The organism is Bradyrhizobium sp. T-12, assembly GCF_058314695.1.
On record NZ_JBZFQJ010000002.1, the window covers coordinates 857,904 to 875,947 of the forward strand.

12 protein-coding genes and 10 pseudogenes are annotated in these 18,044 nt (G+C 63.0%); 13 read left to right on the plus strand and 9 right to left on the minus strand.

Features of this window, described 5'->3' with window-relative positions:
- Positions 1-73: 73 nt before the first annotated feature.
- Positions 74-385, minus strand: a complete 312-nt coding sequence (locus AC0WRY_RS38285; RefSeq protein WP_128929863.1) for a transposase — start codon at positions 383-385, stop codon at positions 74-76.
- Between the two features lie 166 nt (positions 386-551).
- On the opposite strand from AC0WRY_RS38285, the gene AC0WRY_RS38290 reads away from it, so the two are divergent.
- The 6 genes and pseudogenes from AC0WRY_RS38290 (at position 552) to AC0WRY_RS38315 (ending at position 5,659) form a co-directional block, all read left to right on the plus strand.
- Complete coding sequence (locus AC0WRY_RS38290; RefSeq protein WP_371746382.1) at positions 552-683, plus strand: transposase; 132 nt, start codon at positions 552-554, stop codon at positions 681-683.
- Positions 684-813: 130 nt separating this feature from the next.
- Positions 814-1,674 (plus strand): tyrosine-type recombinase/integrase, encoded by an 861-nt coding sequence (locus tag AC0WRY_RS38295; protein ID WP_164935788.1) that lies wholly within the window; start codon positions 814-816, stop codon positions 1,672-1,674.
- 9 nt (positions 1,675-1,683) lie between these two features.
- Positions 1,684-2,877, plus strand: coding sequence for an IS91 family transposase (locus AC0WRY_RS38300; RefSeq protein ID WP_128929833.1), 1,194 nt, complete (start codon positions 1,684-1,686; stop codon positions 2,875-2,877).
- Complete coding sequence (locus AC0WRY_RS38305; protein WP_128929832.1) at positions 2,874-3,113, plus strand: hypothetical protein; 240 nt, start codon at positions 2,874-2,876, stop codon at positions 3,111-3,113. The genes AC0WRY_RS38300 and AC0WRY_RS38305 overlap by 4 nt, the downstream gene beginning before the upstream one ends.
- 291 nt (positions 3,114-3,404) lie before the next feature.
- Positions 3,405-4,304, plus strand: coding sequence for an IS21 family transposase (istA, locus tag AC0WRY_RS38310; protein ID WP_164934314.1), 900 nt, complete (start codon positions 3,405-3,407; stop codon positions 4,302-4,304).
- Positions 4,305-4,433: 129 nt separating this feature from the next.
- A pseudogene (locus AC0WRY_RS38315) lies at positions 4,434-5,659 on the plus strand (IS256 family transposase).
- Between the two features lie 535 nt (positions 5,660-6,194).
- Here AC0WRY_RS38315 and tnpB (AC0WRY_RS38320) read toward each other — a convergent pair.
- The 3 genes and pseudogenes from tnpB (AC0WRY_RS38320) to AC0WRY_RS38330 form a co-directional block, all read right to left on the minus strand.
- The gene (tnpB, locus tag AC0WRY_RS38320; protein ID WP_128929859.1) at positions 6,195-6,542 is read right to left on the minus strand and encodes an IS66 family insertion sequence element accessory protein TnpB; all 348 of its coding nucleotides are present in this window, start codon (positions 6,540-6,542) and stop codon (positions 6,195-6,197) included.
- Between the two features lie 430 nt (positions 6,543-6,972).
- Positions 6,973-7,074: pseudogene (locus tag AC0WRY_RS38325) on the minus strand (hypothetical protein); the annotation flags it as partial.
- 27 nt (positions 7,075-7,101) lie between these two features.
- Positions 7,102-8,025 (minus strand): annotated as a pseudogene (locus AC0WRY_RS38330) (IS3 family transposase); the annotation flags it as partial.
- Between the two features lie 66 nt (positions 8,026-8,091).
- Between AC0WRY_RS38330 and AC0WRY_RS38335 the strand changes: the two are divergent.
- A pseudogene (locus AC0WRY_RS38335) lies at positions 8,092-8,451 on the plus strand (IS110 family transposase); the annotation flags it as partial.
- A gap of 331 nt (positions 8,452-8,782) precedes the next feature.
- Here the strand turns inward: AC0WRY_RS38335 and AC0WRY_RS38340 are convergent.
- Positions 8,783-9,340 (minus strand): annotated as a pseudogene (locus tag AC0WRY_RS38340) (IS110 family RNA-guided transposase); the annotation flags it as partial.
- Between AC0WRY_RS38340 and AC0WRY_RS38345 the strand changes: the two are divergent.
- Both AC0WRY_RS38345 and AC0WRY_RS38350 read left to right on the plus strand, forming a co-directional pair.
- Positions 9,341-10,332, plus strand: a pseudogene (locus AC0WRY_RS38345) (IS21 family transposase); the annotation flags it as partial.
- Positions 10,329-10,673: pseudogene (locus AC0WRY_RS38350) on the plus strand (ATP-binding protein); the annotation flags it as partial. The pseudogenes AC0WRY_RS38345 and AC0WRY_RS38350, both read left to right, overlap by 4 nt.
- Before the next feature lie 34 nt (positions 10,674-10,707).
- Here the strand turns inward: AC0WRY_RS38350 and AC0WRY_RS38355 are convergent.
- The 3 genes and pseudogenes from AC0WRY_RS38355 to AC0WRY_RS38365 all read right to left on the minus strand — a co-directional run bounded on the left by AC0WRY_RS38355 (position 10,708) and on the right by AC0WRY_RS38365 (position 13,359).
- On the minus strand, positions 10,708-10,944 hold the full coding sequence (locus AC0WRY_RS38355) for a helix-turn-helix domain-containing protein (RefSeq protein ID WP_232995628.1): 237 nt from the start codon (positions 10,942-10,944) through the stop codon (positions 10,708-10,710).
- Positions 10,899-13,133: pseudogene (locus tag AC0WRY_RS38360) on the minus strand (recombinase family protein). The gene AC0WRY_RS38355 and the pseudogene AC0WRY_RS38360 overlap by 46 nt, the downstream one beginning before the upstream one ends.
- Positions 13,123-13,359 (minus strand): hypothetical protein, encoded by a 237-nt coding sequence (locus AC0WRY_RS38365; protein WP_210326194.1) that lies wholly within the window; start codon positions 13,357-13,359, stop codon positions 13,123-13,125. Before AC0WRY_RS38365 ends, AC0WRY_RS38360 begins: the two are co-directional and overlap by 11 nt.
- A 438-nt stretch (positions 13,360-13,797) precedes the next feature.
- Here AC0WRY_RS38365 and tnpA point away from each other — a divergent pair, with 438 nt between their 5' ends.
- The 4 genes and pseudogenes from tnpA to AC0WRY_RS38385 all read left to right on the plus strand — a co-directional run bounded on the left by tnpA (position 13,798) and on the right by AC0WRY_RS38385 (position 16,807).
- Positions 13,798-14,229, plus strand: a complete 432-nt coding sequence (tnpA, locus tag AC0WRY_RS38370) for an IS66-like element accessory protein TnpA (protein WP_128955120.1) — start codon at positions 13,798-13,800, stop codon at positions 14,227-14,229.
- Complete coding sequence (gene tnpB / locus AC0WRY_RS38375; protein WP_128955119.1) at positions 14,226-14,579, plus strand: IS66 family insertion sequence element accessory protein TnpB; 354 nt, start codon at positions 14,226-14,228, stop codon at positions 14,577-14,579. Before tnpA ends, tnpB (AC0WRY_RS38375) begins: the two co-directional genes overlap by 4 nt.
- Before the next feature lie 50 nt (positions 14,580-14,629).
- Positions 14,630-16,187, plus strand: a pseudogene (gene tnpC / locus AC0WRY_RS38380) (IS66 family transposase).
- 29 nt (positions 16,188-16,216) lie between these two features.
- Positions 16,217-16,807: a UPF0149 family protein gene (locus tag AC0WRY_RS38385; RefSeq protein ID WP_128969528.1), complete on the plus strand. Its 591-nt coding sequence runs from the start codon at positions 16,217-16,219 to the stop codon at positions 16,805-16,807.
- A gap of 34 nt (positions 16,808-16,841) precedes the next feature.
- On the opposite strand, the pseudogene AC0WRY_RS38390 reads toward AC0WRY_RS38385, so the two are convergent.
- Positions 16,842-17,707 (minus strand): annotated as a pseudogene (locus AC0WRY_RS38390) (IS66 family transposase); the annotation flags it as partial.
- Positions 17,708-18,044 lie beyond the last annotated feature (337 nt).

The window sequence follows — 18,044 nt, forward strand, 5'->3', positions numbered from 1 at the left end:
TTTAACGGGGACAGCGCCTCCAATAAGCTGACGGCCGCTACCCTCCGAGCTAAAGGATAGCACAAGGCTGTTTCTATTCCGCGCAGGCGCGCCACGACGCTGGACAGTTTTTTAAAATGTCGCGCTCCATGCGCAGCCGTTCGTTCTCCTGACGTAGGCGGGCGATCTCCGAAGCCTGGTCCGCCGGCATCGGCGTCGCCTGCGTGGTGGGTCGCCACGCCGCCGATCCCGGCTCCTGCCGGAGCTTATCTACCCACCGTCGCAGCACCGAATCCCGCAGACCGAGCTCCTTAGCAACCGACCCGATCGAGCGACCGCTCGACGCGACCAGTTCGGCGGCCCGACGCTTGTAATCCTCGGTAAACGACCGACGTTGACGTTCCATTCGACACCTCCGGGCTCAACGAGCCTACTACAGGTGTCCACTCATTCGGAGGAGGTTCAGTGTCCACCTATTTTGGTGGACACCTCATGCATCACGGCACTCAAAAGCAAAAGGTGCGGAGAAATTCGCGCTTACCATAAGACGACCGTTGTCACCGCGTATTGAAGTGTTCGCTGGCGCAGGTCGCAAGCGGTGGCCGGATGAATTGAAGGCACAGATTGCCGCGGAAAGCCTCGAGCTGGGGGCGGTTGTCACAGACGTCGCCCGTCGCCATGGCTGCCGGCCCCAGCATGCGTAATCCGATGCAAGCCGGCCACTGATTGAACGAACCCGCTACGCGGCAGTAGGGGGCAAACCTGCTGAACTGAGGTGTCCTGTCTGAGAGGATGTTGGTCTTCGCACCACCCCTCTCAAGACAGGAGACCCAGATGGCTACGATGAGCCCTCTTCGGCAGCGCATGATCGAGGACATGACGGTCCGCAATCTGTCGCCGTCGACTCAACAATCCTATATCTATGCGATCGCAAAGTTTAGCCGCCATTTCGGCTATGCCCCGGACCGGTTGAGTTTCGAGCAGGTCCGCGCCTACCAACTACATCTCATCGGCCAAAAGCGCTCGTGGTCCCACATCAATCAGGTGGCCTGCGCGCTGCGGTTCTTCTACGGCGTCACACTCGGGCAGACGGAGGCATTCGAGCGGATCATTGGTGGCCAGAAGCCCGACAAGCTCCCGCTCGTGCTTAGTGCCGAAGAGATCGAGCGCTTCCTGGACGCGGTTACAGGGGTGCGCAATCGCGTCGTGCTGGCGACGGCTTATGCGGCTGGCTTACGGGTTAGTGAAGTCGTCCGCCTGAAGGTGAGCTCGATCGACAGCAAGCGAATGTTGATCCACATCGAGAACGGTAAGGGCGGCAGGGATCGTTACGCGATGCTTTCTCCGCGACTGCTGGAGATTCTGCGTACGTACTGGATGCGAGCCCGACCGGGGCTGTGGCTATTTCCAGGCCAAGACCCAAGTGAACATGTCAGCGTCCGCTGCGTCCAGGCGGCCTGCCGCGCCGCCCGCCGCCGCGCTCGGCTTGCCAAGCCGATTACTGTCCATACGCTCCGGCACTCGTTTGCGACCCATCTCCTGGAAAGCGGGATCGACATTCGCATCATTCAAGTTCTGCTCGGACATGCCGACCTGGGATCGACCGCGCGCTACGCTCAGGTTGCGACCAACCTGCTCGCCCGCACGACCAGCCCATTCGATGGACTCTCCGTCAGGGTGATCCCACCCGACTGAGCTGCGCATATGCGCCCCGTGCTCGAGGTGGCGGACATCCTCCGCCGCCACGGCGGCGCCTTCCGTGCCGCGCAGGGTCCTCGGCTGTCCTCCGATCAGCGCCGTGTGATGGCGGCCATCGAGGCGTGTCGCACAGCGACGCTCGGCGGCCACGTCGAGCGGTGCGACGACTGCGGCCTGGTCCGCGTCGCCTATAACAGCTGTCGCGATCGGCACTGTCCAAAGTGCCAAGCGCTCGCGCGCGCCCAATGGCTCGCCGAGCGCCAGGCCGACCTGCTGCCGGTCCCCTATTTCCATGTCGTCTTCACCGTGCCGGCGCCGGTGGCCGCCATCGCGCTGCAGAACAAGACGGCGGTCTACGACATCCTGCTCAAGGCAGCAGCCGAGACGATCCGTCTCATCAGCGCCGACCCGAAGCATCTCGGTGCCGAGACCGGGATGATCGCCATTCTCCATACCTGGGGCCAGACCCTGACGCATCATCCGCATGCCCATTGCCTCGTGCCAGGCGGCGGGATCGCCCCTGATGGAAGCTGGGTTCATTGTCGCCCCGGCTTCTTCCTTCCCGTTCGCGTCCTGTCACGATTGTATCGTCGGCTGTTCCTGGAGCGCCTGCAGGCGGCGTTCAATGGCACCAAGCTCCAGTTCTTCGGCCATCTCGCGCACCTCGTCGAGCCAGCGGCATTCGCCCGCCATCTAACCGCCCTCCGCAAGGTCGAGTGGGTCGTCTACGCCAAGCGTCCCTTCGGCGGACCAGAACAGGTTCTGGCCTATCTCGGGCGCTACACCCATCGCGTTGCAATCGCCAACGGCCGGCTCCTTACCTGTGACCAGGGCCACGTCCGCTTCCGGTGGAAGGATTATCGCGCTGGCAACAGATCCAAAGTGATGACGCTCGACACTGAGGAGTTCCTTCGTCGCTTTCTGCTCCACGTATTGCCGAAGGGGTTTCGCCGCATCCGTCATTTTGGCTTCCTGGCGAACGCCTGCCGCGTCGCCAAACTCGCGCGCATCCGAGCGGCGCTAAAGGCGCCAGAGCCGCCTCCGCCTGCCGAAGCTGTCGACTATCGTGAGCGCTGCGCCATCCTCATTGGTCACCGCCTCGACTTGTGCCCCATCTGCGGAGGCCGCATGGTCGAGATTGGGCCTGTGCCGCGTGCGCAAACGCCGCGACGCGCAGCACCTCGCTGCGATACATCATGACCGACTACCTCGACTTGTTCGCTCCCACTGCAGGCATCGCCATGCCGACGTTCTCCGTCGGAACGATCAAGCACGCTCACAACGCGCGGCGAACGGGCGATAGTCAGCCGCTTGGGCTTGACGCGCCGTTCGACGCTATCGACGCCGGCATCCTCTGCTGCCAATATCAACGGCAATCTGCGGCCACACTCGCTCGCGGGCCCGACATCGGGTCAATCGCGCCTACCGGCGCCTAGATCGAGCCCCCATAGGTCCTCGCTCACAAGACGCGGCTTCGTTCAATCCAGCTTCAAATAGGTCCCGCGCTGGACTTGCGGCGAGATCTGCGACGCGGGACCTATTTGAACCCTCCAGTATTCCGACGCAATCCGGCCACCGATTCCGACGGAAGTCGGCCACCCATTCCGATCGAAGCCGGCCACCCTGTTGAGACCGCCTGACGCTCTCGAAGACGGCGATCGAATCGCGGACCAGCCCACCTTTGCGACCAAGCAAGGGAAGGTCTGATGCCCGCCGAGAGAGCGCCGATGCGGAAGGTTCGAGAAGTTTTGAGACTGCGGCACGCCCTTGGCGTGAGCGAGCGGCAGATCGCCGTCACGGTCGGCATCAGCCGATCGACGGTTGGCGAGTATCTGCGGCGGGCTGCCGTGATCGGCATCACCTGGCCGGTGCCGGAAGGGATGGACGACGGCGAACTCGAGCGCCGGCTGTTCACGCCGCCGACATTCGAGGAGAAGCCGGCGCGGCCGTTGCCCGACTGGAAGGCGGTGCACCGGGAGCTGAAGCGGCGCAGCGTGACGTTGCTCCTGTTGTGGGAGGAATATCGCGCGGAGCACGCCGACGGCTATGGCTACAGCCGGTTTTGCGATCTCTACCGGGAATGGAGCGAGGCGATCTCGCCGACCATGCGGCAGACGCATGGGCCTGGAGAGAAGCTGTTCGTCGACTTCGCGGGCGACACGGTGCCGGTGTTCGACGCCGCGACCGGCGCGCAGCGGCTGGCCCATGTCTTCGTCGCGGTGCTAGGAGCATCCAACTACACCTTTGCCGAGGCGCGTTGGTCGGAAGGGCTGGCCGACTGGATCGGGCTGCACGCCAATACGTTGCGCGCGATCGGCGGCGTGCCGAAGGCGATCGTCTGCGACAATCTGAAGGCCGGCGTCACCGCCACCTGTCGCTATGAGCCGGGCATCAACCGCACCTACCAGGAGCTGGCCGAGCACTACGGCACCGCGATCCTGCCCACGCGTCCGCGCAAACCACGCGACAAGGCGAAGGTGGAAGTGGCGGTGCAGATCGTCCAGCGGTTTGTGCTGGCGCGGCTGCGGAACCGGCGCTTCTTCTCGCTTGACGAACTCAACGGGGCCATCCGCAAGGCGATCGCGGACCTCAACGACTCTTATGCAGAGTCTTGTCTGATAAAATAGCTGCGACCGATAGTGGCTCGTGCCACGGCTCTGTGCGTTACGGACCTCCTCTGCGAGCGGGGCGGTAGGAGGGTGTCCGGAACGATGTGTAAGGAGGTTTCTGTGAGTTTACCTTAATTGGAGACTCACATGACCACCGATACGACGATTACCCCTGAACTGCTGGACCAGCTTCTTGCGAACTACAGCAAGCCCGAAAACCTGACCGGCGAGAATGGGCTGTTCAAGCAGCTCAAGAAGGCCTTGATCGAGCGCGCACTTGGAGCCGAGCTGACCGAGCATTTGGGCTACGAGAAGGGTGATCCTGCCGGCCGGGGCTCAGGCAACAGCCGCAACGGGACAAGCTCGAAGACGATCCTGACGGAGGATGGCGAGATCGAGATTACCGTGCCTCGCGATCGGGCCGGCAGCTTCGAGCCGCAGTTGACCGCCAAGGGGCAGACCCGGTTCGATGGTTTCGACGACAAGATCCTGAGCCTCTATGCCCGCGGCATGACGGTGCGGGAGATCCAGGGCCACCTGGCCGAGCTCTAAGGCGCCGAGGTCTCGCCCGATCTCATTAGCCGGGTGGCCGACGCCGTCCTCGATGAGGTCCGGGAATGCCAGAGCCGGCCGCTCGACGCCGTGTACCCAATCGTCTTTTTTGACGCGCTGCGGGTCAAGATACGCGACGAAGGGCTGGTCAAGAACAAGGCGGTCTACGTTGCGCTCGCCTACAATGCCGATGGCGAGAAGGACGCTCGGGCTCTGGATCGAGCAGACCGAGGGCGCCAAATTCTGGCTGCGGGTCGTCAACGAACTCAAGGCGCGCGGCGTCAACGATATCCTGATTGCCGTCGTCGACGAGCTGAAGGGGTTTCCCGAGGCGATCACATCGGTCTACCCGCAGACGCTGGTGCAGACCTGCATCGTGCACCTGATCCGTAACAGCCTTGCCTTCGTCTCCTGGAAGGACCGCAAGGCGATCCTGCCCTCGAAAGGCGATCTATCGGGCTGAGAGTGCCGACGCGGCGGCGCTGAGGCTTGCCGAGTTCGAGGCCGAATGGGGCAAGCGCTATCCCGCCATTGGCCAGATCTGGCGCAAAGCGTGGGAGCACGTAGTGCCGTTCTTCGCCTTCGCGCCTGGCATCCGAAAGATGATCTACACGACAAACGGGGTCGAGGCGCTACATCGTTCGCTGCGCAAGATCATCAAGACCCGCGGCAGCTTCCCGACCGACGAGGCGGCGCTCAAGCTGTTGTATCTCGCCCTCAGGAACGCTGGCGTTTATTGGCGGCGACCGGTTGAATGGACTGCCGCGATGGGGCAGTTCGCCATCCACTTCGGCGCGCGGTTTCCCGGAACAGCGCGCTGATGATCACAACCGACATCACGGCGCCGACCATGATCGTTTGGACCGAACCTTCGCCGTCAAGCCCCGCGCCTGCGGCGCGCCGCTGCGCGGCTTCGGGGCTTGACCGCTCGGTCCGGCCAAGCAGAATTATCGGCCATGCCGTCGATGCCAGCTTTCAATGTCTCAAACGCAAAACCCACCTTCACAGAAATCGCTTACACAAAACTTCGGACATTCCCGGCGGTAGCGGCTGCGACAACATCATCAAACTAGCCACTGACATTTATCGTGACCTCGCCCCCAAGTGTTATCCAGTCCTGAGTTCAGGTGCTCCGGGAAGGTCTGGCCACTCGGCGCGTCTTCCGACGCTTTCGCACGGGCGACCGCGAGCTCGGCGGCGATCTCCGTACCCTTAGCGCGCTCGGCTGCCGGCGCCGCCTTCAGGGCGGCAACGTCATCCGGAGCGGCGTCGCGATCCGCATTCATGCGACGCAGTGAATCACAGATTGAATGCATTGGGACTCCCAAATGTCGGCAATATGAGGATTTTCCTGGATTAGCCCCCGCTCTGCGGCCGCCAGCTCAGTTGGGGAGTCCACCAGTCGATGCCCTCGAGCATGTAAGCCATTTGCGCTGCCGAGATCGACACCGCGCCGACCGACGTCGACGGCCAGATGAACCTGCCGTGATCCAGGCGCTTGGCATAGAGCGACATGCCCAAGCCGTCATGCGAGAGAATCTTGACCAGAAGGCCGCGGCGGCCCCATAAGATATAGAGATCGCCGGCATGGGGATCGCGCTCCAAGCTTTCCTGAACCGCAAGCGCCAAACTTTGCATGGCCCGACGCATGTCGGTGTGGCCAGTCGCGATCCATACCCTGACGCCGCTCGGGAGCGGGATCATCGTCGTCGCAGAAGCTCAAAAACCCGCTGCAGCTCGTCGCGATCAACGCGAACACGACAGCCGCCGCTAAGCTCGATCTCGATGATTCCAGCCGTTGCGCGTTGCTTAGGAGGCGAAGACGCCAGTTGCGACGTGCTGATCGATGCCGGTGCACGTGTGATCTCGACAGGAACCAGAGCTGGCACCGCATCACCGCCCAGGCGGCTTGGCGCGCCTGCCGGAACAGCAAGCTATGCGAGGCACTGATTGCGCAGCAGAAGTTGCAGATCGCCAAGCTAAAGCGTCAGATCTGACGCCACCGGGGACGAGCTGGCGGCGGAAGAGGCTGTGGCAAACCGACGACGGTGCGCGGATTTACCCGCAAGCGCAGTTGGCGCTGACGTTCGAAGAGCTGGAAGTCGTGAGCCACCCCATGCCGGCGCGCGACGCCGCAGACCGTCTCGCCGGCCTGCAAACGTCTCCTCGACAGACGGACCTTCTCGTCGTAACTCCATCGCCGCCGACGCTCGGCACCCAACACATTGACCTGCATCCGCACGTGCTGACCTTGCCCCAAGTTTTATCCAGCCCTGAGTTCGCCCCGGTCGTTGGATTTGCCCAGTTGGGGGAGCGACGGGAGCTGGCGCAGAGCCTTCGGCATAACGCACAGCGCCAGATCCCGTCGCGGATGGCAGGTGTCGGCGAACTCGGACGGCGTTTTCCATCCGAGCTGAGAGTGTGGTCGTGCGTCGTTGTAGTGGGCCCGCCCGCATCCGAGCGCGACGAGGGCCTGCGCCAGTGACGTGAACAGCGTCTCGTTGAGCAGTTCGTCCCGCAGCCGGCCATTGAAGCGCTCGATGAACGCATTCTGCATGGGCTTGCCCGGCGCGATGTAATGCCAACCGACGGGGCTTTGATCGGCCCATGTCAGGATGGCGTTGCTGGTGAGCTCGGTGCCGTTGTCGCTGACCACCATCCTGGGCTCGCCGCGCTCGAACATCAGCCGGTCCAGTTCCCGCGCCACGCGGATGCCGGAGAGCGAGGTATCGGCGACTAGCGCCAAGCACTCGCGGGTGCAGTCATCGACCACGGTGAGGACGCTGAAGCGGCGGCCGCAGGTCAGCTGATCCGACACGAAGTCGAGCAACCAGCGATCGTTGCGGGCCATCGGCACCGTCATTGGCGCCCGGGTCCCAAGGGCGGCCCGCTTGCGGCCGCCGCGGCGGCGTACCGCAAGCCTCTCTTCCCCGGAACAGCTTCTTGTGGTTTGACCAGGTAGCCCTCCCGGTTGAGCAGCACGTGCAGGCGCCGACAAACAAAAACGACGGCGTTCGTGGGCGATCGCCCGCATGCGCTGCCGTAGGACGGCATCGTCCGCCCGGATTGTCAGATATCTGATGGTCATGCGGCAGCAGCCGATGGCTTTACACGCCCGCCGTTCGCTCATCCCGTGGGCAACCATGAGATACGCGACAGCTTTCCGCTTGCCCGCGGGCGTCACCATTAATGGGATGGACCGCCCCGTCCTCCTCCCTCATCATAGGAAGGGCAGACTAAAGAGGAGAGTATCATGGCCGATCGCAATTTGCCGCGACCCGCGGCTGTCTATGGAATCGACATTGGCAAGAACCTATTCCACGTCGTTGGCCTGAGCTGCGACGGCACACCTGTTCAGAAATTTCGCTTTCGAGGGGACACCCTTCTTCAGTTCTTTGCGCGCGCACAACCAAGCATAGTTGGCATGGAATCCTGCGTCGGTCCACAGTGGCTCGCCCGGAAGATACAGGCACTTGGTCACAAGGTGCGCCTGATCCCCGTGCAATTCGTGAAGCCCTACGTGAAGTCAAACAAGAACGATATCATCGACGCCGAGGCGATCGCTGAGGCCGCTACGCGACCGACAATGCGCTTCGTTGCCGTGAAGGAGGAGGACCAAGTGGATCTTCAAGCGCGTTTCCTTCGTCATTCAAACGCGCGGCAACTCGAGATTGAATATTCCGGCACCCTGACGCAAAGGTACACCGTACTCGAGGCAGAAAGCCCGCGTCTGATTGATCAGGCGTGTCCTCGAGCCGACCATCTGGCACGGATTCGCGATGCAGCGCTTCCAGTTGCATAAATGTATCCGGCCTCTCGCGAGTGGACTGCTGTTGCAGCCACGCCATGATGAGATCCGCGCACGCCGTTCCCAATAAATAGTTCGGGCAGGAAGCCCGCTTTTTTGCACAGGGCTTACGGCATGTTGATCCACTGTTTCGTCATCACTGTTCCCGAGCCTTGCAATCGAAGCCAGAAGCGTCAGGCAAGGCAGGATCTCTGCGTTCGTAGAGTGCTCCGGGCTTGTTCAAGACCACCCACACAATGCGGGCCATCTTGGCGGCTAGAGCGACAACGGCCTTGTTCGGATGCATCCGAGCCTGGAGCCCGTCGAGCCAGCTTCCTAGGCGATCGCGCGTCCGGTCCAAATGCCGGAAGCAGGATCGCGCGCCCTGCACCAAAAGCTTTCTCAGATAACGGTTGCCGCGTTTGCTGACGCCAAGCAACGTCTGTTTTCCGCCGCTCGAGTATTGCCTGGGCACTAACCCCAGCCAGGCAGCAAGGTCGCGGGCCTTGCGAAACTGCAGCCCATCACCGATCGCGGCAAGTACGGCGGTCGCACCCAATGCGCCGATACCAGGAATTGTCATCAGCCGGCGGGTGACGTCCTCTCGATCGGCAACCGCTTCGATCTCCTGTGTCAATTCGCGGATCCGTTCTTCGAGGCGGCGGAGATCGGCGAAGCGAGCGCCCACCAGGCGACGCATCACTGGCGACAAATCGGCGCACCGCTGGATCATCGTCTCTATCACGTCCGTTTGGCCTATTGCGGGTTCGCGCACGCCCACGTCGTGCTTGGCGGTGAGAGCTTCGTTGCCCTGGCCGAAGGCCTGCAGAATGCCCTCTGGTCGCTCGGTGGGGCGCCGCGGGAGCATCGGACCGACAGCCTGTCGGCCGCATTCCGCAATCTCGATTGCCATGCTCGGGATGATCTGACGCAGCGATACGAGGCCCTTTGTGCCCATTACGGCATGGGGCATTCCCGCAACAATCGAGGCGTTGCTCACGAGAATGATTCGATCGAAGGGCCCCACGGTCATCTGAAGCGAGCAATCGCGGATGCCTTGCTGCTGCGCGGAACTGTCGACTTCGACGATCTTGCCACCTATCGCGGCTTCATCGACGAGATCGTCAGCCGCCGCAATGCCCGCAACGCCAAGCGGATCGATAGCGAGCGCGTGGTGTTGCAGGAGCTGCCCGATCGGCGCACCTCCGACTACGAAGAGGTGATCGTCCGCGTGACATCGTCCGGCGGCTTCACCCTGCGCAAGGTGTTCTACACGGTGCCATCGCGCCTGATCGGTCACCGGCTGCGGGTGCGCCTTTACGATGATCGTCTCGAGATTATCGGCACGTGATCCATTCCCTGCGGCGCAAGCCGATGGCGCTTCTCAATCTGGTCTACCGAGATCGGCTGTTCCCGCGCGATGCCTATTGGAAGACCTTCGATCGGTTGCGCGAACGCTTGCCGGACAAAAAAGCCTGCCGGATCATGGTCGATCTCCTCGCGCTCGCTCATGAACGCGGCTGCGAGACCGAACTCGCCGATCAGCTCACCGCCGACCTCGAGGCCGGCCGACTGCCTGAACCTAACCGGCTGCGCGCTCACTTCGCTCCTGACCCGCCCACCTGCCGAACGTCGTGGTGCAGCTCGCACCCCCTTGCCACCTACGAATGCCTCATCGGTACTGCCGAGATCGGAGGTGCCGCATGAGCGTAGCCAATACCGTTGATACCGCGCGCCTCAATCTGTTGCTCAACGAGCTCCGCCTCCCGGCCATCAAGGTGCTGTGGGCGCAATTTGCCGAGCAGTCCGACAAGGAAGGTTGGCCAGCGGCCCGCTTCCTCGCCACCATTGCCGAGCACGAGATCGCCGAACGCGGTCGCCGGCTCACCGAGCGCCATCTCGTCGAGGCGCGGCTGTCTGCTGGGAAGACCTTCGGCGGCTTCGACTTCGAGGCCGTGCCGATGATCTCCAAGGCGCAGGTGATGGCGCTCGCCGCCGGTGACAGCTGGTTGGGTAAGGGTGCCAATTTGCTCCTGTTCGGGCCGCCCGAGTCCGATTCATACTGCCCACCTCGTTATGCCATTATAGTTCAAGCTCTCTTTGGCGGAGATCGCCAGACGACGGGCGCCGGAAGCGCCGCGCCTGCGCGGCGTTCCTGACCTCGGGGTGCTCCAGATCAGGCGCCTTGATCACCCAGGGTGCGCCCTTGCACAGCTGGTGCGCGGGCAAGCTTCGCTCCGCGATCAGACGGCGAACCGTCGATGGGCTGACCGTCAACGCAGCGGCGGCTTCATCCAGAGTAATTTCTCCTCTCTCCATGCGTTCGCCTTCCCGGTAGGGTGCGATAGCTTGCTGGTTGCGCAAGTGACGAACGCGGGCGCGGGTCCAGCTGTTACCGTGCCCCGTCGACTTGCCGCTCGGTCGAGGACCGCCGCGATCGTGCCGTCGGGCATCTGGCGTGCCAGAACACGCAGGAGATCGATGACATCTGCGGATGTGCTCCAGCGGTGTTGGCCCGTGCGGTTCTTTCTGGTCTCTAGCGCTGTGTGATCGCCGCCCTGCCAGTGGATCACAAGCTCAATTGCCGCATCGCCGACGCATACAACGATTTCGTGGATTAAGGTTCGGATGATCCCCTTGCGCGTGGCAGGCGTCGCCCCAGGACTGTTCCAGGCCCGCTCCAAATCGGAGCCAAGCGCAAGCAGCCGCTCGCGATCCGCCTCGCTCAGAGGACTCTCCGGCTTGGCCAACAGTGCACCGCGCTCTTCCTCGAGCGCGCGGACGGCCAGCAGACGTTCATTCCAACGTCGCTCCAGCTCGCCGGCGACCAGGCGATTGTCGGGATCGACAGCCTCATATCGCCGACGAGCCCGAGTGGCCTCATAGCGCGCTTGCTCACGCTTGGGCAGGCGTATCTCGCTGTGAACGCCGCCAACCCAGTGGACGACGAGGACGATCTCGGAGGCCGCATCATCGATATCGGCTACGACCTCATGGATGAGGGTGCGCACAATGCGCTTCTTGAGGCGAGCATCCGTCGTCGGCGCATCCCAGACCGTTCTGAGGTTCGAGGCCAGAACGCCGAGCGAGGCTGGATCAGCAATGGGGGCAGGCATCGCCGCATTATGCGTGGCGATTTTGCCCTCGACCTCCGCTGCGTGAGCGAGCGTCCTGTTCCAGCGCGCTCCAAGCTCGCCCGCCACCAGCCGGCTCGCGGGGTCAGCGGCATCGTATTGCCGGAAAAGCCTGGTCGGCGGCATAGCGCGCCGCTTCGAGATCGCGACTGAGAGCATCGCGCACCTGATCGCGCCGTTCCCCTGGCTTCCTTGGCGGCAGCGGTTGCGGCGGCGATAGCGCCCGGACCGATGACGCCAAGCAGTGCTTCCTCGATTGCATCATCGACGGGCAGTCCGCCGAAGCCGATGCAGTGAGGGCCGCCATTGTCCATCCAGGCGCGGCTACAGCTATAGCGCGGGATATGGTGGTTCATGCCGGAGTACCGGAGTGTGAGCTTGCGACCGCAGCGCTTGCACCGGATCAGACCGGCCAGCAGCGCGTCACCATGCTTGGGCGCGCCGTGATGCCGACCGGTGGGAGCGTTGCTGCTGACCATGGTGCGGATCGCCTCGAACCTCTCCCAGCTCACATACCCGTCGTGGGTGTTGGGCTTCAGCGCCAGCCATTCGCTCCGCGCCTGCGGCGGATCTTCACGCTCACACCCACGGCGCTGTATCCCGCCGCGACAGCCGTCTTACCATAGGCATAGGCGCCGCCGTAGACCGGGTTCTCAATGATCCGGTGGATGGCGGAGTAGCTCGGTCGCCGCCAGGCCGTTGCGCCGTTGGTCCGCTTCACCGGCAGATCGAGATTGTACTCGTGGAGCCAGCAGAACGGTCGCGCGCTGCCGAGTTCCTCGACCTTGTCGAACACCAGCTTGATCGCTCCTGGACACGCCGATCCGGATCTTTCTCATAACGGTCGCCGGCCTTCACGAAGCCGACGGGCGCTGCCACAACCAACTCGCCCCGGCGCGCCTTCTCGTAGCGGGCCGAGAGCGAGCGCTGGCGCAACAGATCCAGCTCGTACTCGTTGAGGCTGCCCTTGAGCCCGAGCAACAGGCGATCGTTACCGTGCCTTGGCGCGTAGATCGTCTCCTGATCGATCAGAACGGTATCGACCACGCGGCACATCTCGATGAGTTGCTGCCAATCCCGTCTGTTGCGAGCGAAGCGCGAGACTTCGCGGGCGCAAACCGCACCAACTTTACCGAGGCAAACCTCCGCTACCATCCGCTCGAAGCCGGCGCGTTGTACGCCGCCGGCGGCTGAGCGACCGAGATCATCATCGATCACTTCAACCTCTGACCATCCGAGTGCCGTCAGTCGGTCCCGCATGGCGTATTGCAACGCGCCGCTCTCGCGATTGTGTAGCACCTGATGTGCTGAGGATTGACGCACGTAAAGTATCCCCTTCTCCAGATGATGAGGCCTGACCTTGTCAGAGATCATGACCGACCTCCTTCGCGCGCGGCGTCGCTGTCGTCGCGGCATGGTCGAGGATCAACTGCGTCATCAGACTCGTAAGGGCCGCCTGCGCTTCCGCCGGAAGCTCCGACCATGTGGGCGCACCGGTGGCGCCGCTCGACAGGCCGCTCCCGAACAGATCCATCTGCTGCGGCCGCGGTTGTTGATTGTGTCGGTATCCGCTCCCTGGCATTGCCGTCTGGCGTGACATGAGTCGCTCCCCGATTCTGACCGTGAGAGCCTCTGGATGCGCCAGAAAGCAGGGCAGCTGATGGCGTTCGATCCTTCAACGCCAGATCGAGAAGCGCAGAAAGCGCCGCAAGCGCATCGATGCTGACAAACGGTTGAGCTGTCAAAAGCTCGGCGTCAGGGCATGCCGTCCGGTCGAACATCCCTGCTGGCACTTCCAGCCAACGATCTCCTTGCGATCCGTCCAAGGTGCAGCGAAAAACAACATCAAAGCCTTGTCGACGGCTCCATGAACGCAAACTCGGCGCCCAAACCATGGATGATGCCGATAAAGAACCTCGCGAAGAACGGTCCTGTGGCCGTTCTCAAACGTTGTTGTACAACGAACACCGCGGACACTCGGCCATCGGCTATATCAGCTCGGTCGAGATGGAGCGCAAGGTGGGATTAGCTTAACGGGGTGTCCATCAAACCGGCAGCACGCTCAGTGATCACCGGGGAGCGCCGACGGCGTCGGTGGACGAGCGAGGAGAAGGCCCGGATCGTGGCGGAGAGCTTTGAGGAGGGTGCGAACATCTCCGAGGTTGCGCGGCGCAATGGCGTTTCGCGCGGGCTGCTTACGGTGTGGCGCCGCCAAGTTGCGGCGGCGGTGGGGGGCAAGGCACCGAACTTCGTGCCAATCCAAATTGGTCCGGGGATCGATCGCGGGACAGCGGGCGAGCATGAACGTATTTCCGGGCTACAGACGAGGCCTTTGGAGATCGCCGCGCCGCCGGCCAAGGTTTGCGGAGTTGTCGAGATCGAGGTGAACGGGGCGCGCATCCGGGTCGAGCCGGACGTTGAGCTGGCGACGCTGTCGACCGTGCTGGCGGCGCTTCGGGGTATCCGGTGATTGCGCTACGCTCTGACCTCAAGGTGGTGCTGGCGACACAGCCGGTCGATTTCCGCAAGTCGGTGCATACGCTGTCGGCACTGGTGAGCGAAGCGCTGCGTGCGAATCCGTGTTGTGGGGACGTCTTCGTGTTCCGCAGCAAACGCACGGACAGAGTGAAGCTTCTGGCGTGGGACGGCAGCGGCATGGTGCTGATGACGAAGTGGTTGCACCAGGGGCACTTCACCTGGCCGCCGATCCGCGAAGGCGTGGTGCATCTGACTGCGACACAGCTCGCGATGCTGCTCGACGGACTCGAGTGGACGCGCGTCTCGCCCAAGCCGGTGAAGCAGCCGGCCGTTGTCGGCTGAGAGGAGAGGATTTCGCTGGAGCCTGCGCCGCGCGGATGTATGGTCCATTTATGGCGATTCGCCCGGACGTCCTCTCGACTGATCCCGCCGCTCTAACAGAGATGGTGCTCGCGCTCGACGCCGAGAACGAGAAGCTGCGTGTTGCGATGCAGACGCTCAAGGAGATGATCTTCGGGAAGCGCTCGGAACGGCTTGCCACGCTCGTGGCCGAGCAGCTTGAGCTTGAGCTTGACGATCTTGAGACCAGTGTCACGCCGCCGGCAGCTGCCAACGACGATGCACCTGCGGTGAAGCCGTCCGATAAGCTACGTAAGAAGGCGCGCCGCAACATCGGCGCGTTGCCCAAGCATCTGCCGCGCTGTGAGCAGGTCCTGGAGCCGGAGGTGACGGCCTGCCCGTGCTGCCAGGGCCAGCTTCACAAGATCGGCGAGGACGTCAGCGAGGTGTTGGAGTGATCCCGGCGCTCCTGCGCGTGCTGCGCACGATCCGTCCCAAATACGGCTGCCGCGGCTGCACCGATGGCGTGGTCCAAGCCAAAGTGCTGCCGCGCCTGATTGAGGGCGGCATGGCGTCGACGGCCCTCGTGAGCCATGTGGTGGTCTCGAAGTTCGCCCGGTATTTGCCGCTGTACCGGCAAGTTCAGATCCTGGCCGGCCACGGCATCCATCTTGACCGCGCGACACTCGCGGTTGGGTCAAACGTACCGCCTTGTGGCTCAGGAGCCTTTATGAGCTGCAGCTGCGGATCATTCAGGCTGCGCCGCGCGTGTTCTGCGACGAGACGCCGATGCCGGTGCTTGATCCAGGACGACATCGTCCCCGCATCTGCCAGTTCTGGGCGCATGCTATGGATGACCGGCCATGGGGTGGCCCCTCGCCGCCGGCGGTTACCTACGTATTCGCCGACGGCCGCGGCACCGAGGAGATCGCCGGACAGTTGATGGGCTTTTGCGGCGTTCTGCAGGTGGACGGTTATGCCGCCTACAAGGCGCTGGCCCGCCGTCATGGCGGCGCGATCCAGCTCGCCTTTTGTCTCGCCCATGCTCGACGCAAATTCGTCGAGGTGTACAAGTCCACGCAGTCGCCATTCGCGCGCGACGTGATTGAACGGCTGCAGGCGGTCTATGCGATCGAGGCAGAGATCCGCGGCAGCAGTGCGGAGCAGCGGCTGGCCGCCCGCCGCACCAGGAGCGCCCCGTTGATGGTGGCGCTCAATGCGCGACTGATTGAGATGGTAGGTCAGCTGTTTTCCCAATCGAAGCTGACAGAGGCGATCAACTATGCGCTCAATCACTGGGACGGACTGACGCTGTTTCTCAGCGACGGCCGCGTCGAGGTCGATTCCAACACGGTCGAGCGTTCCATGCGCCCGATTGCCATGGGAAGACGCAACGCCTTGTTCAGCGGTAGCGAAGGTGGTGCCGAGAGCTGGGCCATCCTCGCGTCGCTCGTGAACACCGCAAAGCTCCATGAGCTCGATCCGCAAGCCTATCTGACCGACGTGCTGGAGCGCATCGTCTCCGGTGGAACCAAGAGCCATCAACTGCACGAACTGCTCGCCTGGCACTGGAAGGCGGCGCGCCAGCGCACCGCACAGGCCGCGGCATGAGCCCGCGTCGTCATAAAGCAGCGTCGTCAATGGCCGCAGCCGAGATGCCACTTGAGGAGCTCGAGCGATGGCTGCAGGCTCGGGTCGATCAGCAACCTGCCGCCACCAATCTCCCCATGCTCGACGGCTACGTCGCCGCAATCGTGGCCGGACCGGTGTCGATGAGCCCACTCGACTGGATCTGCCCGCTGCTCGCCATCGATGCCGATGCCTTCAACCACAGCGGCACCCCGGAGTTTGCAGCCATATCGGCTGTCGCCCTGCGTCACAACGACATCAGCAACACCCTCTCGACCGCACCCGACAGGTTCGCGCCGATGCACCGGCGTAAACCCAGTGGAGACGTGGATCCGCGACCATGGTGCCAAGGCTTCTACGCCGCGATGCGGCTCAAGCTATTGGCGTGGGCACCGTTGCTGGACACCGGCAACGTCAATCACGGCCTACTTCTACCTATCCTGCTGCACTGTCGCGACGATCAGGGCCGACCGCTGCTTGGACCACCACGAAGCGGCCGCGAGACCAAGAAATTTCTGCGTAACGCCCACGCCGATATTCCCGCGGCGGTCGAAGCCTTGCGGCAATACTGGATGCCGATCCGCTACGCCCGCGCTCAATGATCACTGCGGTCGTGGGAGCTCATGCCGGTTACAGTTAGTCGGCTTGGCGCGGGAGCTTCCATTCCCAGGCAGCAGTTCGCGCAGACGCGAAGCGGGAAGATCGGCGATCCGGGCGAGGACGTCGGAGAGCCGGGCTTTGGGATCGACATCGTTAAGACGACAGGTGGTGATCATCGTCAGCATGATGGCGGCGCGTTCGGCGCCGCGCAGGCTGCCGGCGAAGGTCCAATTGCGCCTTCCCAAGGCGATGCCGCGCAACGCTCTTTTGGCGGCGTTGTTGCTGAGGCAGATCCTGCCATCGTCGAGGAAGCGGGCAAAGTCGGCTCAGCGCCTGGCATGTAATTCGTGGGCTTCAGGACCTCGGAGGAGCGCGAGAGGGTTTCTCGCTCGCGCAGCAGCCAGGCGTGCATGTCGTCGAGCAGCGGCTTAGCGCGATCGGGGAGCTGGTTTACCCTTGCTGCCTACCCTGGCGTTCTTCTCGATATCGGCCAACTCGAAGAAGCCCCGCCGCGCATGCGCGAAGCAGAATGCCGGCGTGATCGGCATCGCTTTCCTTTGCGGGTCGAACAACGGCTCGAAGCCGCTATAGCAATCGGCTTGCAGGATGCCGGCGAAGGCGGCCAGATGCCTCTGGGGATGCTGGCCTCGCCGGTCGGGTGAGGCGTAATAGACCGCAGCCGGCGGCGCCGGCCCACCGAAGGGCCGGTCATCCCGCCCATAACTCCAGCTCCGGCGGGTCGTGCACTTGCCCTTCGCCAGGACGCGGATGGTGGTGTCGTCGCCATGAAGGCGCTCGACTGCGAGTACATGACGCTCGATCAGCTGGAAGAGCGGCATGATGGCGAAGGTTCCGTGGCCGACCTGGTCAGCGAGCGTCGACAATGGCAGGTCGATCCTCTCGCACTTGGTTGAGCGGGATATGCATGCCGAACTGTGCGTCCAGCGAAGGCTGGCATGTTCAGCAGGAGTAAGTCCTGCCGGGGAAAAAGTTAGCTCCCCGTAGTGTGGGTAGCAGAGGAGATAGAAATAGAACCTTTGAAGCCTATCGACAAAACTCCCTTGGGGAGACCACGAGTCATCGGGCCGTATCAAAAGAGAACGCGTTGTGGCCTCGAAAATGCTGAAAACCGAAAGTCGAGCCTGCAGTTTAGGGGCGAAGGCAGCATGATCCATCGAATGCTAACTGACACGACGGGTCATTTCGGCGGGGTGAAAGCGACAGCACGGTGACAAGGAC